This is a genomic window from Ochrobactrum teleogrylli, from assembly GCF_037482325.1.
Lineage (GTDB): Bacteria > Pseudomonadota > Alphaproteobacteria > Rhizobiales > Rhizobiaceae > Brucella > Brucella teleogrylli.
This window is the reverse complement of sequence record NZ_JBBHKQ010000002.1, coordinates 654,647-676,762: the sequence shown is the minus strand read 5'-3', so window position 1 is coordinate 676,762 and position 22,116 is coordinate 654,647. Positions and strand designations below refer to the sequence as shown.

The following is a 22,116-nucleotide window of genomic DNA, read 5'->3' as shown; positions in this document are numbered from 1 at the left end:
ACGTTGACATTCGAGCGTTACTTCGCTGTCAAACTGGGCGAAAACTCGAATCCAACTTAGATAATTATCACAAGCCAGTTGGCAAATTTATAATGAACTTCGCTCCTTTCGGCTGGTTGGGTTCTGCCGATAATCGTCCACCATGCGCTTCGACTATGGAACGACAAATGGCAAGTCCCATGCCCATTCCGTTAATCTTCGCGGATACAAATGGTTCAAAGATGTTTTCAAACTCGGTGAGACCAATACCAAGATCGCTGATTTCGATGCGAACTCCTGCGTTTGTCGGACCCGCGTTTATTCTGAGGACTCTCCCATATTGAGAGCCGTCCATCGCTTCTATCGCGTTACGCATTAAATTCACTAGCACTTGGAGTATTTGTATTCGATCTACCATCAACTGTGGCAAGCCAAACTCTCCTTCGACGAATATTTCAATTCGGTGTCGTAATGCATCTCCAGCCAACAAGGCTCGCGCTTCAGATATTATGTTTCCAATATCGGTGAGAATGCGCTCATCTGCTGAGTGTTTAAATAATGCTTTGATTCGATTAACTACATCACTGGCGGTGTTAGCATCTCGTATGAGGCGTTCAGCCGTTTGTTTTGCCCGCTCTAGATTCACCGGTGTTGCTGACAACCAACGATGACATGCATGTGAATTTGCCACGACAGCAGCGAGTGGCTGATTAACCTCATGCGCAATTGAAGCCGATAGCTCGGCGAGACTTGCCGTTTGGCTAGCGCGAAAAAGCCTCTCCTGAGCCAAGCGCAGGGCTTCCTGAGCCCGCACTTCGCTATCGATGTCAATGCATATAACGTTCCATTGTACTATTTCACTAGCAGTATTTTGCATTGGCACTGCGCGAGTTTCGACCCAACGGTATTCGCCGTCGAAGCGCTGCAAACGGTGCTTATGCGTGTAGGGTTCTCCTGACGAAAGGCATTGCGAATATCTCTTCTTAACTACTGCTACGTCGTCAGGATGAACACTTGTGTCAAGCGTGGCCGCCAGCCGTGATTTTCCTGAACTATCCAACTCCTCGAGCTCATATCCAAGAAATTCACGAAACTGTTGACTCCGGTAAACGGGCTCACCATTCGGCGCAGCACAGTCAACCATTGCTGGTAACGTCTCAACCAAGCGCGAAAGGAAACGTTCTTTTTCTCGCAATTCATTTTGAGAAACTTCTTGGTCATGAATGTCAATGTTGGCGCCGTACCAACGGATTATATTGCCCTCCTCATCGCGAAGCGGGTTAGCATAACCCTGCGTCCATCGATATTCACCATCCCAGCGGCGACTTCGAAACTTGTGTTCAAATTTTTCGCCGGTTTTGACTGAATTGGTTATCTTGTCCAAGTAAAGCAGTCTGTCGTTCGGGTGTACGCTGCTTTTCAACGTCTCTGCGAGTCCTGGCTCGTCATCGTTTTTTCTCGGGTGAAGCCCCATATAGTCCTTCATCGTCTTATTGATATATGCGGGGTGGCCTTCTGCCGAAACAGACCAGAGTTGGACAGGTACCGTATCTACTAGTTGTTCAAGTTCCCTCTCACGATTGCGCAGTGCCAACTCTGCATGCTTACGTTCAGTTAAATCGAGGATATAGGCTACACCTTGTCTACGCTGACCTTCAAAACAAGCAGCACCAATCAGTACGGGTACTCGACCCCCGTCCTTCCTGAAAAACTCTTTCTCCCTTGGTTGCATTAGACCTGTATTGGCAAGTTCCTGAGCTTCTTGAAGTGCGTGCGCCTCTTGCCACTCCGGCGGAGTTAAATCTAGCCAGCTGAATCCTTTTTCAAATTCGTCACGACTATACTGGACCATGTTAAGAAAGGCGTCGTTCGCATCCAAAAGTTGTCCATTCAGATCCCACGTGACAATTCCGATAATGTTGGAATCGACCAGCCGACGAAGCTGACTTTCGCTGCGTCTTAGCGCTTCTTCCATCATCACTTGGTCATGTATGTCATGACATAAACCGTACCATTGGATTATACGTCCGCACCGATCACGCATGGGCTCGGCCCGACTAGACATCCAATGAAAAGCCCCATCCGCCCGGCGTAAGCGATAACGCATCGCGAATACCTCGCCAGTAGCGATACACCGGCGAAGCGTCGAACTGAATTCCTTGGCGTCATCTTCGTGTATACAGTCAATAAGCACGTCCAACTTTGAGCGGCCAGGGCTTTCTAGGTCATCAGAGCTGAAACCAATGAAATCGACCATACGCTTATTGAAAAAACTAGGTTCGCCTTCATCCGTTAAACGCCACAAATGACTTGGAACCATATCTACTAATAATGAAAGTTCTTCCTCACGCGACCAAAGTGCCCCGTTATCCACGGCGTCATTTTCTAAAGAGGTCCGATCTGCCATCGCCAATCCCCTGCCAATCTGTTAGATGCAGAAAACTCCCTTTGGCTATCATACCATATTTGAAATAAATCTGCCTTGTCCTCATCAAGCGCAGCGCAAACGTCTAGGAATAACAAAGGCCCATCACGAGTACTATGGCTCGTGATGGGCAAATTATCGTAGATAGTAACTTGTCGAATCGTCGTTTATCGACTGATAAATCTCAGTAAATCTTCATTTATAGTGTCGGCGTGGGTGGATGCCATGCCGTGCGGAAAGCCTTTGTAGATTTTAAGTTCAGCATTCCTAAGCAGCTTCGCGGAGAGCAACGCCGAATTGGCATACGGAACCACTTGGTCGTCATCACCATGTAGCACCAGCGTGGGAACGGTTACGGCCTTCAGATCCTCGGTAAAATCTGTTTCCGAAAACGCTTTGATGCCTAGGTAATGAGCATTTGCCGCCCCCGTCATACCTTGCCGCCACCAGTTCTGGATCAAGGCTTCCGAGGGCACGGCGTTCTCTCGATTGAAGCCATAGAATGGTCCGCTTGCAACATCCCGATAAAACTGTGAACGATTTGCCGCCAAGGCGGTTCGGAATCCATCGAACACTTCAATGGGTAATCCATCCGGATTCGATGACGTTTTTACCATAATAGGTGGGACGGCACCGATCAGTACCAGTTTGGCGACGCGTCCGTCGCCATATTTGGCTGTATAGCGGCTTGCTTCTCCACCGCCGGTGGAGTGTCCTACATGGATAGCGTTTTGAAGATCAAGATGCGTGATGACCTCTGCGACGTCGGCCGCATAGTGATCCATGTCATGCCCATCACTGACTTGGCTCGAGCGACCATGACCTCTGCGATCATGCGCTATTACACGATATCCCTTCGCCAGGAAGAAGAGCATCTGGTTGTCCCAATCATCTCCGCTCAAGGGCCATCCGTGATGGAAGACAATCGGTTGGGCGTCCTTTGGGCCCCAGTCCTTGAAAAAAATCGCCACGCCGTCTTTTGTGACGACATATCCATGACGGTCACTGAATTCCGTTCCGGACGATTTCTCAGCTGAATTTGCGGAAGCTGGACCAAATGTGGCGCCGGCAGCTGCAAGACCAAGGGTACCTGACATGACAGCACGGCGGGTGGCCGTGATTGATAGCTGTTCCATATTATACTCCTATATGCAGTCGAAACTGCATTTTCTGAATTTCATGAGCTGATCGGCCCACATGGGAACGCTAACAAAGTTGCTAGGCGAAATGACCTATCCCCGGGCTCAGTTCCGCTCCATCTTTGGGAGCAATGTATCTGTCGCTTTGTTGAATGCGCAAAACCGCTTCTGCCCTAGCGACGAGCGGAGGTCTCCGATATGAAGTTGTGCCCAAGCAGGCGGCGCAAGCTGAAGGACGAAGATTTCACCGGTCTTCGATCTAGTGATCAAATTGCTGCAATCATCGAACCCGCAGGGAGCGAGGCTTCATCGCAAGTGCAGCATGGTACATGCTTACCGATTACGAATATAGCTCAGGGAATAGAGATGTATCTACCATCGCATGGAACAATCAAAGCCTTGGATGAATAGTGTCATGGTACAATGCAGTTCATGCTCTTCTGACGGCCTCAACAAAGGACGGTGAAGAATAATCCTGAAGGAAAGATCATGACAAATCATGTACCAAACAGAGGACTCGAATGGGCGAGTCTGACACTGGGTCTGGCCCTGGCTTATTGTATGTTTCCGTATATTGATCGACCGTTCGTTGCGTGGAATGCAGGCTTTGTGGGTACGATCATTATTTGTTGTTCGATTATGGCAATCTGCCATTATCGTAGCTGGACCGAATGGGTCAATTTTGTACTTGGCTGCTGGACAGTGATTTCACCTTATGCCCTCGGTTTCGAGGCACTGCCCTCGGCTACTTTGGTTCATATAGCGCTCGGTATCTGCATCGCCGCAAATGCTGCTATTCAATTGATTTGCGAGCCTGGAACAAAGACCTCGGAACAGCCACAAAACGAACCCTTTTGAAGAAAGGAAACCGGAAGGCAGCCAGGAGCTTGATTCAGTTCCAACATGACCGGATTGGGAGATTTTGTTGGATGCGCTGTGCGTTGCGTGTGGTCCTGCTGTAACGTTATTACCGCGATCGCACGCCATTGAGAAACAAAGTTACGGCGGAGGCCACCGTGGCCCGTGCCTCGCTTTCGGTAGGTGGAGTGCGCAATCCGAGCACAACCTGTAAATGAAGATTATCCCGGATCATTCCGACGAAATGCCCGGCAACAAGCAAAGGATCGCCTATCTGAATTTCTTTGCGGTCGGCTGCAGCCTGGAGAACTTTGGCGAGATGAGCCGTGGTGCGGCCCGGGCCCTTCTCATAAAACACGCGCGCAAGATCGGGAAACCGCCCGGCTTCAGTGATGATGATACGATAAATGCCCAGGACCGAAGGGCTCATGTAAACGTCCAGTAGGTGGTTACCAAAAGTCGTCAGCATATCGGGCAAGTCACTTTGGGTAGTGTAGTCCAGAGAGAGTGCAGAGATCGCGCGATCCGCATTATCGGCAACCAGAGCCAGGAACAATCCCTCCTTGCTGCCAAACTCACTATAGATCGTTCGCTTCGAGCCACCGGTACGCTCTATGATCGCATCGATGCTGGTGGTTGCGTAGCCCTGCTCGAAGAAAAGCTCCGCTGCAGCACGAAGAATAGTTTTCCGTCGAAGTTTTGTCCGTTCGCTTTTCGTATCGGTCACTTTATCGGCCTTCTTCAATAACTTCCGCTTGACCGGTAACCTACATTACCATAACCGTCAACGGTAACGACAATTACCCTTTGGTGCACAAGATGATGACCTGGAAGAAGAAAAAAATCGTTGGTCTGGTGTTTTGTCTCAGCGCGATTGCAACCGCTGCGGGAGGCTGGGCGTGGGCGCGCTCGAGCGAGCGGACGACAACGGACAATGCCTATGTTCGCGGTAATACGACTGCAATCGCATCGAAGGTGACCGGATATGTCACCGTGGTTGATGTAGCCGACAACCAGACTGTACGAGCAAATGATGTTCTGTTCAGAATCGATGACAGGGATTTCCGCGCACGTCTGGCGCAGGCTGAAGCAAATGTGCAGGCGGCACAGGCACATATCGAAAATGTTGAGGCGGAGATCCAGCTTCAGCATATTCTGGTCAAGCAGGCGACGGCACAGAAACGGGCAGCAGAGGCAGATCTTGCTCTCGCGGTCAAAGCGTCTCAGCGACAGCGTGAACTTGTTCGCACAAATTCGGTCAGCAGAGCTCAGGTCGATGAAAGTGACGCTGCGAGGTCAAAAGCAGAGGCTGGCTTATTAGGCGCAGAGGCCGCGCTGGAGGCACAAGAAACACGTATCAAGGTTCTCACCACACAAAAGGAAGCAGCCCTGGCTGCTGTGCTTCAAGCCGGGGCTGCGCGTGACCTGGCCCGAATTGATCTCGACAATACAGTCGTTCGTGCTCCCTTTGACGGCGTTATTGGTAACCGTCAGGTTCGCGTCGGACGCCTGGTTTCCCCTGGAGCTTCACTGATCGATCTGGTCCCAATCAAGGACGTATGGATTGTCGCAAATTTCAAGGAAACACAGATTGAGAATATTGAACCCGGTCAGTCGGCCCAGGTAACGGTCGACGCCTATCCAGGAACAATTATCGAAGGAAAAGTTGACAGTTTTGCACCGGGTAGCGGATCGGCCTTCAGTCTCCTGCCCGCTGATAATGCTACTGGCAATTTCGTCCGCGTCGTGCAACGTGTTCCAGTCAAGATCAAACTTGTTCAGAACCCAATTCCCGGCCGTCTGGTTCCTGGACTTTCCGCCCGGGTCAAGATCGATTTGGGGAGTGAGAATTGATGCTCTCTCCCCCAAGCGTCTCGAGCCAAACCAGGCGAAATACAGGATGCTTCCTCCTCGCGGGCATAGTGATTGCCACTTTGACTGAGGCAATTGCGGGTACCGCTTTGACGCTTGGTAAAGGTGATATAATCGGTGACGTATACGCTACTCCCGACGAATTCGCCTGGCTCGACATCGGATATACGACACTGAAGATGATCGCGTTCCTTATGGCATCCTGGATTGCGAAGACCGTTAATTTGCGGGTTATCGTTGTTGCGGCGACTGTGATGATAACATTGGCAAGTGCGGTCACTGCCTTGACGACCCGACTGGATTTGCTGATTGTTCTGCGCGCATTTCAGGGGTTTTCGGGAGGTCTCCTACTGGTAATCGGACAAACCGTTATCTTTCGAGACTTTTCGCCTTCTCGCCAGCCTGTTCTACAAGCCTTGTTTGCAACAGGGGCTGTGGTTGCACCGGCGACCCTCGTACCGGCACTGCAAGGATGGCTATTGGACAGCTATTCTTGGAAGTGGATTTTTTTCTCAGTAGTTCCTATCGGATTGCTGGCAGCCGGGCTTGTTCTCCTATCAGAAGAAACCATCGGCACCTATATTCCCTATAGGCGCTTTGACTGGAGTGGCCTTCTACTGGCATCAATCACGCTTTTCTGCCTCGTCTATGTGCTCAACCAGGGCGACCGCTGGAACTGGTTCGATGAAGGTCGCATCCGGTGGCTGACCGGAATAGGTGTGGTGACGCTTTGCCTGTTTATTAGTCACCAAGCGAGCCGGCCTGAGGATGAAGGACTGCTCGAGCTCAGTGTTTTCAGGTCCGTCGATTTTACGTTCGCATTCATAGTAAGTTTTGTAGCTGGTGCGGCATTGTTTGGAAGCACTTATTTGATTCCGAGTTTTGCAATCTCGGTCCTGGCTTTCACGCCAACGGATACCGGTATTCTTTTGCTCGCCAGTAGTATACCTTTTGTATTTTCGCTTTTCTTGTCTGCCTTCGTATTCCAGGGCCTGGGCGTCTCTCCAATTGTCACCGTACCCTTCGGGATCGTGATGATCATGATCGCTATGTGGCTCCTGTCAGGCTCCGCAGGCGACAGCGGAATGGACGACATGTTGAACGCCGTTCTCCTGCGGGGCTTGAGCCTTGGCTTTCTATTTCTGTCTATTACGTTGATCGCATTCAGTAGGATGAGTGCACGTAGTCTCCCTGCCGCAATCGGCATCTTCAATACTGGCCGCCAGTTTGGCGGTCTTCTGGGAATAGCTTGTCTTCAGTCTCTTATGACGCGGAATATCGCAGGCAATGTATCTGTGCTCGCCAGCCATATCACAGCTGGATATTCTGCTGTAGGCGATCGGTTAGGAACAAGTGTGGCAGTTCTCGAGGCCCGCGGGATGACTACGGCTGCTGCAAATCAGGCGTCCAAGGCGTTATTGAGCAAGGCTGTCGCGTACCAGTCTACGGTAATCGCTTTCGATACGGCATTTTTCACGATTGCATTGCTTTTCGTTTTTGCTGCGCCGACACTGATCGTTACCAAGATTATCTTGACGCGAATGGCGAGCGCCAAAAAGGGCTCGCATTCAACTTCTGTGGATTATCAAGACAAGGACATATCCACCGCTAGCCCTGTCCAAGGTTACAAGAGCGCCACAAGCGTTGACAATTAGTGCGAGGGCAGGTTAAGCGCTCAATGAGCAAGCACGACCGCCACTATTCATAGCCCCGGCTGTTAACCGTTGTTACGTCTCAGGAGTAATTGTCAGTATTATCGCTGACGCATGGTCGGTGCAGTAAATTACTGAAATTACCTTTGCTCTATTGCCAAAGCAATCTTGCGCTTGGAGCGCCAAGTCGTTGCATCGGGCTGGATCGCCAAGCGGATTCGATACCGGTAACCGATGCGCGGCTTGATAGTCGAATTTCTTGAATAGCTCGTGTCGCGCTATTCTATTCGTTCGTTGTAATATTCTCCAGGCAACCGGCTGGAACATAACTCCTATACCTAGGTGTGGCGAGTATTAGACATAAAGTGTGTAATCGAGACACTTCCGATCAATAGCCATTCGTCGCCGTTCTCGTACATCATGGCCATGCAAGCGATAAGCACTCGATCGCTTTCGGAGGAAGATCGCATGCATGTTGATGCAGAATTGCATCGGCGGTCCTACGGCAAATTGCCATTGCAAGTGATCCTTGAACTGGCGAGATCGTGAATCTGTTCCAACATACAATGGCAAATATGAGTGCACCTTTTCCAACAACGCCCGTCAAATGGGTGAAAACGGAGACACCTTATGAAACACGAAACCAACTTGAGCAAATCAGGACCCGACGAACTGGTGCCCTCCCGCTATGCATTGCGCATCGGTGAGATTGACGTTCTGGTCATCAGCGATGGTGTGCTGCCTCTTCCAACCGAAATGTTGGGGCACAACATTGACCCGGACGTACGAGCAGAATGGTTTGACGATATGTATCTGCCACCGGATTCGTTTGATTGGTCGCTGAACGTGGTCGTAGTGCGTAGCGGTAATCAGACGATCCTCGTCGACGCTGGATTGGGTCTCGATCCTGACCTCAACTTGCCGCGCGCGGGACAGTTGGTCAAGCGACTGGCCGGTGCCGGTATTGATCTTGCTTCGGTCACTGACGTGGTTCTCACCCATATGCATATGGATCATATCGGTGGTCTTCTTGTCGAGGGCGTAAAGGAAAGATTGCGTCCTGATCTGCGGATTCATGTGGCGGCCGCAGAAGTTGAGTTCTGGGAAGCACCGGATTTTACATACGCTCACATGCCCGATGGCTTTCCGGATGCGCTCAGGGCAACTGCCAAACGATTTGTCGAGCAGTATCGGGATCAACTGTGCCTGTTTGATGAGCAATGCGAAGTGGCAGCGGGTGTGATGGCCTATCGCACTGGTGGACATACCCCAGGACACTGTGTGGTTCGTCTTGCATCGGGTGAAGATCGACTGACCTTTGCTGGCGATGCCATCTTTGCTGTCGGATTTGACCACCCAGACTGGTATAACGGTTTTGAACATGACCCCGAGGAAGCAGCCCGCGTTCGTGTACGTCTTTTAACCGAGCTCGCCGAAACCGGTGAACAACTGGTGGCGACCCATCTACCGTTTCCATCCGTGGGACGCGTTGCGGTCGACGGTGACGCTTATCGTTGGGTCCCCGTTTTCTGGGATTACTGATTGCTTTTATGATGAGGATTTTCCGGGCACACTCTCGCCAGTGTGCCCGGTATTTTTTTATCGTGTCGGATATCAGCACATCTCGTGAAAGAAAATCTTCCTGGACACAACCAGCGACCTATCCAATGTATGGATAGGGGTTGCTCTGTGCTCAGTCGTTCAGGAGCCTGTTTGTCAAAGAACGGATGGTTTCCATTCATTCCAATATAGATAACGACCGCCAAGCTTTCGACGAAGTCCCTGCTCCTCAGCTTCCGGGGAGGATCCGGATTTGATCTGTGCCTGATATGCTGTCTGCTTATCTTTCCAAACGGCAAAACGACTTTCATGACCTGAAGAGTACGTGGATTATCGGTCAGCTGGGTAAGGGGACAATGCCTGCCGGAGGCATTGAGAGATAAATTAATCAGACAGAACACCAGCGCTTACCGGATGGATTATCTGTACATCTTGAATGCCGACGCTGATGGGCTCTCAGCCGTGATACAACGGAATGCGGATCGCTGCGCGGGAGGGACGCAGCGATCCGCCAATTGAGCGACAAACGTGGGAGGATATACGTTCCAGGCCCGACAGATAGTGTCAGGTAGTCGCTCAGACTGACGGCTGGGTGACCTGAACCGCGCGAGCGGCGATTTGCAGGCGGATCCACAGATTGATAGCACCAACCATCACCGTCAGATTGACAATTTCGTAATCCTTCAATTGCGTTTTGATCAGTTCTTGATCGCCTCGCAGTTCTTCACGTTTTTCACCATTGATGAGTGCTTCGGTCAATGCGAGGGCTGCTCGCTCCTTGACACTATAGAGAATTGATTTTCGCCAAGCGCTGACCATGAATAAACGCATCTCTGCTTCACCATTCGCGCGGGCTTCCACCACACTCGTTTTCACGCAGGATGCGCAGCCACTCATCTGTGAGACCCGCAACCGCACCAATCCGCTCAACGGATGCTGCCACACACTCACATTGATCATTCTTTCAACCACCAGCAGACCTTTAATCGCTTCTGGCCTGGTAGTGTATGAGGGAATAGGCGACATCGTATTTGCCTCCCTTTCTGGCTGAAGATGGCCTACTATGTTCAAAACCGGCATTCAGTTCCATTGTGCTGGGTAACGGGAACAGCAATACTTTGGTGCAATCACATGTGTACGGACGGTGGGTGTAACCTTTCTAAAAGCCAGATATGAATACTGATTTTGTTAAGTAGAAACGACTGCGTTTTAACGGATTTAGCGTATTAATTGAAACCGTTCTGTGAGGTCATGCTGAAGCGCGACTTTTACAGTTTGAGTTTACGTAGAACGATGTCTGTTTGCGATGAGTTTTTGTCGAAAGACTTCTGCTGGCGTTTTGTACCCCAAACATTTGCGCGGCGTATTGTTGAGGCGATGACAGATGAATACGAGATCTCGGTCACTCAACGTTAGTGGATCAAGGTCTCTGGGGAGCCATCGTCTTGTTCGCCTGTTGGTGTTTTCGACCGTTCCCTTTTGCCAGGGCGACTGCGGATCACAGAACCAAGTTTGTGATCCGATCCCGGCCTGCAGGTAAGCCCATTCCGTGAACTCAGTGCCGCGATCAAAAGTGATCGAGCGCCGGGCCATTTGGGGCAGGGGTTGCAGTACGCTAATCACCCCCTCGATCACCGCAAGTGACCGACGATCATTGTTGCGCAACAAAACTGTGAAACGGCTTACCCGCTCGACCAGAGACGTCACATTGGCTTTGCCGAACGTCTTGCGAAACTGGATCGTGTCGCATTCCCAATGTCCAAACTGCTTGCGCCTGGCGACCATGTCCGGGCGATGTAAGATGCTCAGTTCCGGCGGAAATCGACGTCCATGACGGCGCCGGGCATGACGTGGACGTCGTCTGGCACGACGTTCAGGCAGATATTTCCAAAGCCCTTCGTTTCGACCGTCGTCGGAATAAACAAACTGATAGATCGTTTCATGACTGACAGAGATGGGGTGGCGCTCCAGTTGCATTCTCCCGGCAATTTGCTGCGGCGACCATCCATCGCTGATGTGCTTGATCACGGATTGACGCAAATGATCAAACCGGATGAGCTTGCGTCGTTTCGAGCGACGTTCACGTGCTTTCTGATCGGCAACCGTGCAGTAATAGCCAGTCAGGTCCGTGATCTGATCGTCGACAAATCCATTGCGTTTCAACTCGCGGAAAACGGTTGAGCGATGTCGTCCAAGCTTCTCGGCAATAACGTCAACGGAGAGGTTTGCAGCGCGCCAGCGGGCGATCTTGCGGCGTTCATCCAGATCAATATGCGCGTAGGTGCGTTCCATGACGGGTTCCTTGCTTAGGATAACTCATTGTTATCGTTTGCAAGTCGCACTTCAAGCTTGAACCCACCTTCCCAAAATGCAATACGGCGTAATCGCACCGTGCATATGATCGAGACTACGAAGTTAATAAATATAGGGTTCTCGACCACCCAGCTTTCCTACGGAATGATTTTGCGGCTCACCTCGTCCGGTTCTACAGCTTCAATCAGAAATCTGGTCATTTCCATTTCCAGGGACAACTCCAGTGGCGCTCGGCATTACTTGTTGTCGAAGTTGGAAGGGACGTGAATGTGTCAAACGAAACTGGTTTGGATCTACCAGTAATGTAGCTATTTCTAACAGCGCATCAGTTGCGGTAGGTCCGATCGTTCTTCAAGAAATGGCGGCGCTAGTTGCTTAGCCTTATTGATAAAAATTAGGATCGGCAATGCCGATCCTCAGTCTAATTATATTTTGTTGTTTTATCATTGGCCCCACAGCAACCGACCTGGTTCCTGGGTGGAGCTGATTGGTTTGTATACGGTCTTGGGAGCATCTGGGCCGTGGCCAGCACGCGCCTGCTTTACAGATGACGTTGGACGGCTATCGGTTCTCGTTGATGGATATTGCCAATCCGATCCGATATGGTCACTTTGGGCAAGGACACTTCCACTCGAAAGAAGAAGTGCTGCAGCGGTTAGAATTATCGCTTTCATTGTGGTTCTCCAATGTTTCCGTTGTGCGATCTGCACAATTCGACGGTAGGAGCTTATTAATCACTTGACGATCATCTAATCGAAAGGGTTGATCTATCATGATGCATAGTAACCGATCGGCGATTGAATAGCCGAGACAGTTCGTTACGGCATTAATCCATATGGTGTATGGTATTATCAAGGCTCGAAGCCGTACCGGATCTCTTGGAGTGGCCACAATTAATCGGATGATCATCGCAACGATGTGCTGAACCTAGACCTTGGTACAATCGGACAGATCCTACTGTTCGATAGGAGATGCTGGGAAGATGGAACATAGTTGACAACAACTTGTAAGAAGAAGTTGTTGGAGAAAGAGATGAAGAAACTGACAAAAATCCTGACCTTTGCAGTAATGTTTTTTTCTGGAACTATTGCACAGCCAGCGTTTGCCCAATCCAAACCCACCATAGTTCTTGTTCATGGTGCCTTTGCAGAGTCCTCGAGCTGGAACGAAGTTATCTCTCGGCTCAAGCGCGACGGTTATAAGGCGATAGCAGCCGCAAATCCGCTTCGGGGCGTCATGGCAGATGCGGCAACTGTCTCCGCAGTTATTCGATCAATATCGGGGCCGGTTGTCCTCGTCGGACATTCCTATGGTGGTCCCGTTATCACAGAAGCCGCTAACGGTAATCCCAACGTGACTGCGCTCGTCTATGTTTCTGCGTTCGCACCAGATCGAGGTGAAACTAGCCTTGGCCTTTCAAAAAAGTTTCCCGGCAGTACATTAGCGGATGCGATTTTTTCAGTAGAGCAGGAGCGGGGTGAACGTGATCTCTTCATTCGGTCGGACCGTTTCCATGATCAGTTTGCAGCGGATCTATCCGAAGATCGGTCCGTTTTGATGGCGGCCACCCAACGTCCGGTCGCACAAGCGGCACTGGAGGAGAAATCTGGTTTCCCCTCGTGGAAGAGGTTGCCGTCCTATTCGATCTATGGAACGCAGGATCGAAACATACCGCCGGCCGCAATGGAATTCATGGCCAAACGTGCGGGCACAGTAAAAACTGTTGTCGTAGATGGAGCTTCCCACGTGGTAATGATCTCGCATCCGGAAGAAGTCGCTGCGCTGATAGAGGAAGCAGCTTCCGTACATTAGGCGCTCGGGCAACTACCGCCGTAAATGAATCTCCTACAAGGAACTATGACCCTGGGACACGTTTGGCAGGCGGGGCCGGTTTGCGTGTCACTCCATTTCTTGCAGACATGACAGGAGCCCACCATGATCAAGACGTTTATCCGCATTGCGTTGGCAACCACTATTCCGATTTCGACGGGGTTTGCCCATGAACAGGCCAGTGAAACATCCACAGTAACGGTCATTTACGACCAGGTGCTTCCGAATGTGCCGGGAAAGAGCATGAAGGGCGTGCTCGTGGAATATGAACCGGGCGGTACTTCGCCTGCTCATACCCATCCTGCTTCTGCCTTCATTTACGCGACGGTTCTGGAAGGAGCTATCCGTAGCCAGGTCAATGATGGTCCGGTTATTACCTATCACGCAGGTCAGAGTTTCTCGGAATTTCCGGGTGATCGACACAATGTTAGTGAAAACGTTAGTCCGACCAAGCGTGCCCGCCTTTTGGCGATCTTCATCGTTGACACTGATGAAACCAACCTCACCACCAATGATTAGCGACTCTGACCTTAAGAGGAGGAGGAAGAATATGTATATCCCAGCAAAATCTTTCATGACTTCATCCAGGCAGCAGATGAAGGAGAGCGAGCAGTCCTCACGTCCCGGGGAAACTCGCTCCCGAATTCATTCGTCCTGCAGGGAAGGTGGTGTCATTGAAACGGCTCAAGAACGAACGGGTTGCCCACGCGGACTTAATCCAAGCTGCCCGTTCGCCTTGACTTGCAAGTCGGAAGGCCAAGTTTGCACTACTAAGACAAGGCGCTCCTTTGTATTTTGACCTCTTGCATTTTGATGTGTCAGGTTCTGGTTTCGATCGCAGGTTGCCAAACCGAATTGAAGAGGACGAAGAAGCACTTTCCCTCTTGGGGGCTATGTCAAAAAGGCAATGTTGCCCCGAGCTGGTACCAAGCCTTGTTATCGAAGATCTTGCCTGGTGTTCCAGGCGCTGCCTTAGTAGAAGTATCCGGTCAGCCTCACGCTTTCGGCCCACAATGCCTCTGCGATATCGGGATCGATTGCAAAAGGTCGAACGCCAAAACGCTCTTGTCTTTCTACCCGTGCGATATCGCAGTTTTCGCAATAAACCCCCCCAATACCCGCCAACTCGGGCGCGGTAGCGCACCAGATTGTCGTGGCAGCGCCTTGCTGTGGTGTCTTCATATCGCGATCCGGATCTATGACTGGTTGTCCGTTATTATCGATTGCGCCGAAGGAGTCGATTTCCTCCCGACTGAGGTGACGCGCTAATGGACCGAGTATCGAGCCGGGATGTACCGAAAATGCCCTCACACCATGATTGATACCACGTGCATCAACTGCAACGGCGAAGAGCGCATTGGCTGTCTTGGCTTGACCGTAGGCGAGCCATTTGTCGTAGGGGCGTTGCACGAAATCAAGATCTTCGAGCGCAAGTCCGCCCAACTGATGTCCCCGTGAGGACAGTACGATGACGCGCGCATTTTTGGCCGCGCAAAGAGCAGGCCACAAGGCCGCGGTCAGGCGAAAGTGACCAAGATGATTAGTCGCAAACTGGCCTTCATGGCCTTCTGCATCGCGAAATAGAGGAGTGGCCATCACTCCCGCGCTGAGGATCAGAATGTCCAGGGAGCCATGCTCAATGACAAACTTATCCGCAAAGCTGCGAACAGAGGCGGGATCAAGGAGATCCATCGTGAATAGTTCAACATTTGGAATATTGCATAGCATCTTGCCGGCGGTGCCAATGTCGCGCACCGGAACGATCACACGGGCCCCTCTCCATGCCAGAATACGCACCGTTTCAAGGCCGAGATTTGACGCGCCGCCTGTCACAACGGCAGTCTTACCTGTGAGGTCGATATCGCGAATAACCTCTTGGGCAGTAGTACATGGGCCGAATGGGGTGCCGAGCGGCGTTTGACCGTGCTGCATATTCTTCTCCTGATTGTGCCTTGAAAAGGTAGAAATCGATGACAGGAAAATCTATAGTCAAATGGCTTGTTTAATGTAGATATTGGCCGGTTGTGATGTTCAACGATCCCCTTTCCCAGCTGCTGAATTTGATTGAAGCCAGCGCGACTATGTCCGTCGGACTTGAGGCTTGCGGGCGTTGGGCAATCGACGTGCCTCCTGTAAGTGCCTTGAAATGCAACATCATCAGGCAAGGTAGTTGTTTTCTGGAAGTGCAAGGTGAGCGATTGATGCTTGCTGCAGGAGACTGTTTCCTGATCGGCCCGGATATCCCCTTTGTCATCGGGAGTGATCTGAATTGTCCGCCCATTCCAGCGGCTGAAGTCTTTTCGCAGAAAGCCTACAAGAACCATGCAAAGCTGGACGGTGGCGCGGGTCCGGGGTTCCTTTGCCATAGTGGTCGCATGGATCTGCCTTTAAACAGCGAACTTCTGCGAGAAATCTTACCATCGATCGTCGTGATTCGAGCGGAAAGCATTGTAGCGGAACGTCTTCACTGGCTCACCAACAGACTGGAAGAAGAGCTCGCCGGCGATGTTCCAGGTGGTGCAGCGATGGCTATTCCGATCATGCAGATGATTTTTATTGAACTGATACGTAGTCTGCCCGTTATGACTGATCGCAGTTGGCTCTCTGCCCTCTCAGATCCCAGAATTGGCGGTGCATTGATGGCGATCCATCGGGACCCAGGGCACAATTGGCGGCTGGATGAACTTGCAGGCATCAGCCATCTTTCACGGTCCCAGTTCTCGGCACGGTTCCGTGCCGCTGTCGGAAATAGTCCGATGGAGTATATTTTGCGCTGGCGTATGATGCAGGCGCACAAACTGCTGGCGCGACCGAATATGACAATTGCGTCTGTGGCTGCCCAACTGGGGTACGGCTCTGAAAGCGCCTTTATTTATGCTTTTCGTCGCATCCTTGGTACGACGCCACGCCGAATGCAGCAACAAATACGCTCTTCCGAGAATCCAGAAAAAGACAACAAATACAAAAAGTTGTAATAAATATACTAGCGTTACTGCATAGAATAAACACTCCATCGGAGTTCACTAGCCGGTCGATCGGCGATAAGGAGATTGCCTTGCCAATGTTTGGCAACCCTTAACCCGTCGGGTCAGTTCCATCAAAAATAAGTCAAGCTCCTATAGATTTCCATAGCATGCAGATCGAGAGAGTTCAGGTTAAACTGAGCATGATGATCATCGGTGAATGCTGAAAAGGCTGCGGCAAATGACGTTTACTTCTATATCGGATGAAGACGATCATATTTACGCTATTGAAGCTGCGCAAATTGTTGAACGTGTGGTGGGGATCGCCTGGGCGACCGATAAAGATGGCGCGGTTATTTATCTGACCGAAGAGCTGCTTTCCCTTGTCCAGTCTTCATTGGAGCAATCCAATAAACCGATTGGTAGGGCTTTATATGGCTGGTCAAAACTTATCCATCCCGATGACCTTGATGGTTTTGCGGCAATATGGCTTAGGTCATTGCGTACCGGTGAAAAATATAGTTACGAACATCGGCTTTTAAGTTCGAGCGGCGCTTATCGATGGTGTCGCAGTTCCGGACAAGCTTTGCGGGATAAGCAGGGTAAAATCCGTGGCTGGTATGGAACCATAATCAATGCCGATGTCCCATCAATTGACAGCGAGCGCTTCAACCTTGTAACGAACTTGGCGTTGGACAGAAAAGCGCGTTCCGATCAACCAGAAACACTTGATCTTACCCATCCGGACGACAGGATATCCGCATCTCATGCCGCCGCTCGTGCATTCTGGACCGGTGTTCCGCAAATCACCCGACACCGCCAACGCCAGGCCGATGGGACGTATCGCAGGATCGAGACCCGGTCGGAGCCAAGCTATAGCGTCAGCGTGGATATCGGAGACCTGGTCACCGAGCAAGACCCTCCTAAACAAACAGCGGCCGAGTTGCTTGGAAATGATGAGACAGAGCCGATGCGTTCGGCCAAGGTTGTGGAGAGCATTTTCGGCAATGGTTGGGCGTTTGACGCAGCAGGAAGATGGATATTCCTCCATCCATTCGCACAGAGTTCTCTCGGTGTCACCCTGGATTATCTTAATGCTGCTGTAGATGAAGGCCATACTGCGTGGAAACGAGTACTACATCCTGATGATTATGAAGAAGTTGCGGAAAAATGGCGTCACTGCCTGGCGACCGGAGATGACTTTAACGTAGAATTCCGCTTTCGACGGGCCAACGATGTGTATGTCTGGGCAAGAACCGCCGCCAGGCCCGTACGCGACGGCAATGGGCAAATCTCAGGCTGGTACGGTATTGCACTCGATAATGATCTATATAAGAAAACCGTAACTGCGTTACGCGAGCGGGAACAAAGCCTGCAACAGCTGATAGACACAGTCCCTGCACTCGTCTGGACGATTTCGGAAAAGGGGTCGCCAACTTATGTCAACAAGCGGTTTACCGAAGTAACAGGCGCGACGCTCGAGGATATCACCGCAGTCGACAAGTCTCCGAATCTCAGTGTCATCCATCCAGATGATATTCACAAGGCAAGAGATGCCATTCATCGTTCCCTGACGACGCATGAACCGTATGTTCAAAGATACCGACAGTTGCGTTCTGACGGCAATTATCGCTGGACCGAAACCCGCGCCGAACCGTTGCGAGACGAAACCGGCGCGATCGTCCAGTGGTATGGTGTCTGCGTCGATATCGACGATCTGGTAACTGCCCAAAAATCCCTGTCTGATCGGGAGCGCGAGCTTTCAATGCTCGTCGATATGGTGCCGAGCTTTATCTGGCGCCTTACCCCGGAAGGAGAGCCGAATTACTTCAACAGGCGTTTGATTGATTTCTTCGGTATGGATGTGGAGGACGCGGAAAAGATGGGGCCAAAACGTCTGGCAGCCATCATGGAAAGCACGACACACCCCGACGACGTGGGGCGGGTATCCCAGGCGCTCAACCACAGCATTGCCACTGGCGAACGCTTTTCGATGAGATACCGACTTCGCCGGGCTGACGGCGTATATCGCTGGGTTGCCGGACAGGCAGATCCACTGCGAGACGATGATGGACGCATAATCCAATGGTATGGTCTATCTACCGACATTGATGATCAGGTTAAAGCCGAGGACGCCCTCAGACACAGCGAGCGCCGTTATCGCGATCTTTTTCAGTACATGCCGATCGGCCTCACCCAGGTCGACGCCAAAAAACTTGTTCTTCTGTTCAATGAATTGCGGGCGCAAGGGGTGAACGACTTGCGCGACTATATAGACGAGCATCCAGAATTTCTAACACGGGCTGTCGAGGCTCTGGAAGTCGAAGAGGTTAATCAGCATATTCTCGAAATGTTTGGGGCCCAAAATGCCGACGAAATGCGTGGTTCCGCCACCCGTTATTGGCAGCCCGGCATGGACACGATTCGCCGTTCGATAGAGGCGCGCTATCGTGGAGAAGAGGTTTTTCAGGAAGAAACAAAAGTAATGCGCCTGGACGGTCGCGTCATCGATGTCCTCTTTACGACTGCACGACCTGATGCAGTGGCTGATAAAAGTCTGGTTGGATTCATCGATATAACCCAGAGGAAGCGCGCGGAGGAAGCATTACGGGAAAGGGAACGGTCACTTTGGCGTCTGGTGGAAGCCTTACCCGTCATGATCGACTGCGCTGATCCGAACGGCGAACCGGTCTATCGGAGCGACCGATTGAGCCAATTTCTCGGCTATGGTCTCGACAGGCTCGACGAAGACGGCAAGCTCAATGCAACGCTTGATGCAGGAGTGCATCCTGACGATTTGGCTGGAGTGAAAGAACAATACGCACATTCACTCGCTACAGGGGAGCCATATGCACGTAGACATCGTTTACGGCGTTTCGATGGGCAATATCGCTGGGTTGAGACACGGGCAGAAGCAATGCGCGACGGACAGGGTAATATCGTTCAGTGGAACGTTATATGTCTGGATATTGATCGCGAAGTCCGAGCGCAGGATGAACTTCGTCTCACACATGAGAAATTAGCTCGAGCGAGCCAGGCCTCAAGCCTTGCAGAGCTCTCGGCGTCGATCGCACACGAGGTCAACCAGCCTTTGGCGGCTATTGTAGCCAATTCCCATGCCTGTCGGCGCTGGCTCACCGCCGAACCGCCAAACACCGAACGAGCCCTTAAGACTGTTGAACGCATCACACGGGATGCCACATCTGCCGCCGACGTTGTCGGTCGAATTCGAGCTCTATTCAGGCAGTCGGCTGACGCAAAAAAGAAAATCACGCTGAACGACGTCATCGCGGAGGTGCGCGGGCTCATGACGGAGGAGCTGCTGCGCTGGCGTGTCCGCACCGTCGTCGAAATAGAGGCAGATTTACCGTATGTGATGGCGGATAGGGTCCAGATCCAGCAAGTCCTTTTGAATCTCATTCGAAATGCCATTGAAGCGATGGAAGCCATCACACGTGATCGCCACTTGACGATAAGGGTGGTTCGCGACGGAGGTTTCATTCAGACAAAGATCAGCGACCAGGGCGTGGGAATTACATCCCCGGAAAGAATATTCGAACCGTTTATTACGACGAAAGAACAGGGAATGGGCATGGGACTCGCGATTTCCCGTTCGATTGTCGAGGCACATGGTGGTTGCCTGTGGGCGGAAAAGAATGAGCCGTACGGAACGGCGCTAATTTTTACTCTCCCCGTGGAGGCGAAGGCGACAAGTGATGAGCATTAGCCAGTTGGTATTCATTGTAGACGACGACGAGCGCATCCGCGAAGCCCTGGAGGAACTTTTGGCTTCGTATGGCATGCGCACTATGTCATTTGGATCGGCAAGAGATTACGTCAATGCTCACAAGCCTGATGTTCCGTCTTGCCTCGTGCTCGATGTCGAACTTCCCGATATTAACGGTCTGGAACTGCAGAAACAGATTTCGGTGCAGGAACATCCGCCCATCGTCTTCATCACTGGACATGGCGATATTCCCAGTTCTGTTCGCGCAATGAAGCGGGGCGCTGTCGATTTTCTGACCAAGCCTTTCAGTGACGCAAAACTCCTTGCGGCAATCAATGCGGCAATCGAACAAGATCAACAGCTACGCAATAGTCGGGCGGAAATCGAATTGCTGAGACAGCGCTATGGAGAACTCACATCCCGAGAACGAGAGGTGATGCCGTTAGTCGTGAGCGGTCTCCTCAATAAGCAGGCAGCTGCCGAACTCGGCATAAGCGAAGTGACGTTGCAACTCCACAGAAGGAATGTCATGCAAAAAATGGCGGCAGCGTCGCTCCCTGATCTCGTACGCATCGCGGAGAGGTTGAAAATACCGATCACCCACTCGCGCAGATCAAAAGGGGAGGAACTATGATCGAGAGCAAGCTCGTAATTGCAGTTGTTGACGACGATTCACGGTTACTGGAATCAATGGAAGATCTGTTGGAGTCGACAGGGTACATGGCTCGCTGTTTTTCTTCTCCCGTCTCACTGTTAACGCGGGGGCTTGGAGGCATAGACCTCGTTATAACGGACATCGGCATGCCGGACATCAATGGCTTCGAATTGCGAGAAATAGTTCAGGAGGTTCGTCCTGATATTCCTGTATTTCTCATTACAGGAAGGCACGAAATAGCGGACCAGGAGCGAGCTCAGGGAATAACAGGTTTCTTCAGGAAGCCGTTCGATGGACAGGAATTGCTTGCAGCAATTGGTGAAGCATTAGACAAGCGTCGAATGGAGGGTGGACATGAGAACTGAACAGCAGTCACACAATTTGAAACCAGGGCAATCGTCAAAACGCGCAACGGATGCGGAGCAGCCATTCGTTGTGATCGTAGATGACGATGAGGCCATACGAGAGGCACTCTTCGAGTTGATCTTATCGGCAGGGCTCAGGCCCATAGCTTTTGCCTCTACACGCGAGTTGATTGGAACAGACCTGCTGGAAGCACCGGGTTGTCTAATCCTCGATGTGCGCATGCCGGGCACAAGTGGGTTGGATTTACAGCGGCAATTGGCACAAAGCGGCAATCCCAAACCGATCATTTTCCTGACGGGTCATGGTGATATTCCGATGACTGTCGAGGCAATGAAAGCTGGCGCAGTCGATTTCCTGACCAAGCCGGTGCGAGATCAAACATTGCTTGATGCGGTTACGTCAGCAATAGAAATGGATGCGCAGCGACGTTCCCACGCAGTCATCGTCAAACGCAATATCGAGCATCATGAGACATTGACCCCCAGAGAGCGAGAGGTCTTGCGAGAAGTGGCACGCGGGCGACTTAACAAGCAGATTGCTTTTGACTTGGGGATCAGTGAGGTAACTGTCAAGCTTCACCGGGGAAATGTCATGCGGAAGATGGAGGCATCTTCCATAGGGGAGTTGATCAGGATTTGGGAAACACTGCCATCGCAGATTCAGAATGCATGACACAAACCCTGCTGGAGATTGATCGTTTCAATTGGCGGAGTTCGGAAAAAAGAGCGCGACATCAATCCAAGGCTGGTTTGATGAAGAATCTGTCCTGATTGTCTG

General features: G+C 51.3%; 17 protein-coding genes. 11 read left to right on the top strand and 6 right to left on the bottom strand.

Annotation, left to right across the window (positions count from 1 at the left end; genetic code table 11):
* Positions 1 to 67: 67 nt before the first annotated feature.
* Both WIX40_RS20715 and WIX40_RS20710 read right to left on the bottom strand, forming a co-directional pair.
* Positions 68 to 2,386 (bottom strand): PAS domain-containing protein, encoded by a 2,319-nt coding sequence (locus WIX40_RS20715; protein ID WP_339441855.1) that lies wholly within the window; start codon positions 2,384 to 2,386, stop codon positions 68 to 70.
* Positions 2,387 to 2,571: 185 nt separating this feature from the next.
* Positions 2,572 to 3,540, bottom strand: a complete 969-nt coding sequence (locus WIX40_RS20710; protein WP_151653865.1) for an alpha/beta fold hydrolase — start codon at positions 3,538 to 3,540, stop codon at positions 2,572 to 2,574.
* 492 nt (positions 3,541 to 4,032) lie between these two features.
* Between WIX40_RS20710 and WIX40_RS20705 the strand changes: the two genes are divergently transcribed.
* A complete protein-coding gene (locus WIX40_RS20705; protein ID WP_105731663.1) occupies positions 4,033 to 4,401 on the top strand; it encodes an SPW repeat protein in 369 nt (122 codons plus the stop codon).
* 109 nt (positions 4,402 to 4,510) lie between these two features.
* Here WIX40_RS20705 and WIX40_RS20700 read toward each other — a convergent pair whose 3' ends face one another.
* Positions 4,511 to 5,146, bottom strand: a complete 636-nt coding sequence (locus WIX40_RS20700; RefSeq protein WP_080692094.1) for a TetR/AcrR family transcriptional regulator — start codon at positions 5,144 to 5,146, stop codon at positions 4,511 to 4,513.
* A gap of 77 nt (positions 5,147 to 5,223) precedes the next feature.
* Here WIX40_RS20700 and WIX40_RS20695 point away from each other — a divergent pair, with 77 nt between their 5' ends.
* The 3 genes from WIX40_RS20695 to WIX40_RS20685 all read left to right on the top strand — a co-directional run bounded on the left by WIX40_RS20695 (position 5,224) and on the right by WIX40_RS20685 (position 9,467).
* Complete coding sequence (locus WIX40_RS20695; RefSeq protein WP_339442381.1) at positions 5,224 to 6,255, top strand: HlyD family secretion protein; 1,032 nt, start codon at positions 5,224 to 5,226, stop codon at positions 6,253 to 6,255.
* Positions 6,255 to 7,928, top strand: coding sequence for a DHA2 family efflux MFS transporter permease subunit (locus WIX40_RS20690; RefSeq protein ID WP_339442380.1), 1,674 nt, complete (start codon positions 6,255 to 6,257; stop codon positions 7,926 to 7,928). The genes WIX40_RS20695 and WIX40_RS20690 overlap by 1 nt, the downstream gene beginning before the upstream one ends.
* Before the next feature lie 627 nt (positions 7,929 to 8,555).
* The gene (locus WIX40_RS20685) at positions 8,556 to 9,467 is read left to right on the top strand and encodes an MBL fold metallo-hydrolase (RefSeq protein ID WP_151557821.1); all 912 of its coding nucleotides are present in this window, start codon (positions 8,556 to 8,558) and stop codon (positions 9,465 to 9,467) included.
* A gap of 594 nt (positions 9,468 to 10,061) precedes the next feature.
* Here WIX40_RS20685 and WIX40_RS20680 read toward each other — a convergent pair.
* Together WIX40_RS20680 and WIX40_RS20675 are read right to left on the bottom strand one after the other, a co-directional pair.
* Positions 10,062 to 10,511 carry a carboxymuconolactone decarboxylase family protein gene (locus WIX40_RS20680; protein WP_036588363.1) on the bottom strand — a complete coding sequence of 150 codons (450 nt, stop codon included), beginning with the start codon at positions 10,509 to 10,511 and terminating at the stop codon, positions 10,062 to 10,064.
* A gap of 255 nt (positions 10,512 to 10,766) precedes the next feature.
* Complete coding sequence (locus WIX40_RS20675) at positions 10,767 to 11,777, bottom strand: IS30 family transposase (RefSeq protein WP_339441850.1); 1,011 nt, start codon at positions 11,775 to 11,777, stop codon at positions 10,767 to 10,769.
* Positions 11,778 to 12,830: 1,053 nt separating this feature from the next.
* Here WIX40_RS20675 and WIX40_RS20670 point away from each other — a divergent pair.
* Complete coding sequence (locus tag WIX40_RS20670; protein ID WP_043062834.1) at positions 12,831 to 13,610, top strand: alpha/beta fold hydrolase; 780 nt, start codon at positions 12,831 to 12,833, stop codon at positions 13,608 to 13,610.
* 123 nt (positions 13,611 to 13,733) lie between these two features.
* Positions 13,734 to 14,147 (top strand): cupin domain-containing protein, encoded by a 414-nt coding sequence (locus WIX40_RS20665; RefSeq protein WP_151557813.1) that lies wholly within the window; start codon positions 13,734 to 13,736, stop codon positions 14,145 to 14,147.
* Between the two features lie 453 nt (positions 14,148 to 14,600).
* On the opposite strand, the gene WIX40_RS20660 is transcribed toward WIX40_RS20665, so the two are convergent.
* Positions 14,601 to 15,560: an SDR family NAD(P)-dependent oxidoreductase gene (locus WIX40_RS20660; protein ID WP_010660371.1), complete on the bottom strand. Its 960-nt coding sequence runs from the start codon at positions 15,558 to 15,560 to the stop codon at positions 14,601 to 14,603.
* A 95-nt stretch (positions 15,561 to 15,655) separates the two neighbouring features.
* On the opposite strand from WIX40_RS20660, the gene WIX40_RS20655 reads away from it, so the two are divergent.
* From WIX40_RS20655 to WIX40_RS20635, 5 genes are all read left to right on the top strand, one after another.
* Positions 15,656 to 16,603, top strand: coding sequence for an AraC family transcriptional regulator (locus WIX40_RS20655; RefSeq protein ID WP_080692097.1), 948 nt, complete (start codon positions 15,656 to 15,658; stop codon positions 16,601 to 16,603).
* Positions 16,604 to 16,832: 229 nt separating this feature from the next.
* Positions 16,833 to 20,318: a PAS domain-containing protein gene (locus WIX40_RS20650; RefSeq protein ID WP_339441843.1), complete on the top strand. Its 3,486-nt coding sequence runs from the start codon at positions 16,833 to 16,835 to the stop codon at positions 20,316 to 20,318.
* A complete protein-coding gene (locus tag WIX40_RS20645; RefSeq protein WP_036588374.1) occupies positions 20,308 to 20,952 on the top strand; it encodes a response regulator transcription factor in 645 nt (214 codons plus the stop codon). Before WIX40_RS20650 ends, WIX40_RS20645 begins: the two co-directional genes overlap by 11 nt.
* On the top strand, positions 20,949 to 21,338 hold the full coding sequence (locus WIX40_RS20640; RefSeq protein WP_151557809.1) for a response regulator: 390 nt from the start codon (positions 20,949 to 20,951) through the stop codon (positions 21,336 to 21,338). The genes WIX40_RS20645 and WIX40_RS20640 overlap by 4 nt, the downstream gene beginning before the upstream one ends.
* The gene (locus WIX40_RS20635; RefSeq protein WP_036588380.1) at positions 21,328 to 22,011 is read left to right on the top strand and encodes a response regulator transcription factor; all 684 of its coding nucleotides are present in this window, start codon (positions 21,328 to 21,330) and stop codon (positions 22,009 to 22,011) included. Before WIX40_RS20640 ends, WIX40_RS20635 begins: the two co-directional genes overlap by 11 nt.
* Positions 22,012 to 22,116: the final 105 nt, after the last annotated feature.